Genomic DNA, 1,247 nt, shown 5'->3' with positions numbered 1-1,247 from the left:
CCAATTACCAATTACCAATTACCAATTACCAATTACCAATTACCAATTACCAATTACCAATTACCAATTACCAATTACCAATTACCAATTACCAATTACCAATTACCAATTACCAATTACCAATTACCAATTACCAATTACCAATTACCAATTACCAATTACCAATTACCAATTACCAATTAAAAACTATGCTGCAAGTTTCTAATTTGAATGTTTACTACGGCGAAAGTCACATTTTGCGCGATGTCGATTTAAGCGTCATGGCGGGGCAAATGGTTTGCTTAATTGGCCGCAATGGTGTGGGCAAAACTACTATGCTAAAAACGATTATGGGGTTGCTGCAACCGCGCAGTGGCACTATTGCTTTTGGCGGAGAATCGATTGCTTCTAAGTTGACTTACCAGCGGGCTAGATTAGGAATTGGTTATGTGCCTCAAGGGCGTGAAATTATTCCACGTTTGACGGTTAAAGAAAATTTATTGTTAGGTTTGGAAGCGAAACCAACCAAAATCAAGAATCCTGAAGTTCCTGATGAAATTTTTGATTTATTTCCGGTTTTGAAAACTATGCTCGATCGCCTGGGAGGTGATTTGAGCGGGGGCCAGCAGCAGCAGTTAGCTATTGCTAGGGCTTTGATGGGTGAGCCGCAGTTGCTGGTTTTGGATGAACCTACGGAGGGGATTCAACCATCGATTATTTTAGATATTGAAGCGGCGGTGCGCCGTGTGGTTGCTACTAGGGGAATTTCTGTTTTGTTGGTGGAGCAACATTTGCATTTTGTACGGCAAGCTGACTGGTATTATGCTATGCAAAAAGGCGGGATTGTGGCTTCTGGAAGCACTAGCGAGTTAAGTGATGAGGTGATTCAGAGGTTTTTGGCTGTTTGAGTCAGAAGGAAGAGGGAAGAAGGAAGAAGAAAGAGTGAAGAAGGAAGAGGGAAGAGGGAAGAGGGAAGAGGGAAGAGGGAAGAGGGAAACGAGGAAACGAGGCAGAGTCTCTAGATATTTATTCCCAGGCACAGCCTGGGAACAAGGAATCAAAAAACTTGTATTCAGCCTCCGTAGGCGGACAAAAGTTTGACAATAAGCGATTTCAATCGCCCAGGAAACGAGGCATTTTCCTTCTTCCTTCTTCCTTCTTCCTTCTTCCTTCTTCCTTCTTCCTTCTTCCTTCTTCCTTCTTCCTTCTTCCTTCTTCCTTCTTCCTTCTTCCTTCTTCCTTCTTCCTTCTTCCTTCTTCCTTCTTCC

Annotated in this window: 2 protein-coding genes; one reads left to right on the top strand and one right to left on the bottom strand. The window is 42.7% G+C overall.

The features are described 5' to 3' along the window. Positions 1-188 precede the first annotated feature (188 nt). Entirely contained in the window at positions 189-887 is a 699-nt protein-coding gene (gene urtE, locus QUA90_RS20725; RefSeq protein ID WP_333211303.1) for an urea ABC transporter ATP-binding subunit UrtE, read from the top strand. Between the two features lie 164 nt (positions 888-1,051). Here urtE and QUA90_RS20720 read toward each other — a convergent pair. Beyond that, positions 1,052-1,247: hypothetical protein (locus tag QUA90_RS20720; protein WP_333447460.1), on the bottom strand; the 196-nt coding region annotated here is incomplete at its 5' end.

This window comes from Microcoleus sp. D3_18_C4, assembly GCF_036702355.1.
Classification (GTDB): Bacteria; Cyanobacteriota; Cyanobacteriia; order Cyanobacteriales; family Microcoleaceae; genus Microcoleus.
This window is presented reverse-complemented; position numbering and strand designations above follow the sequence as displayed.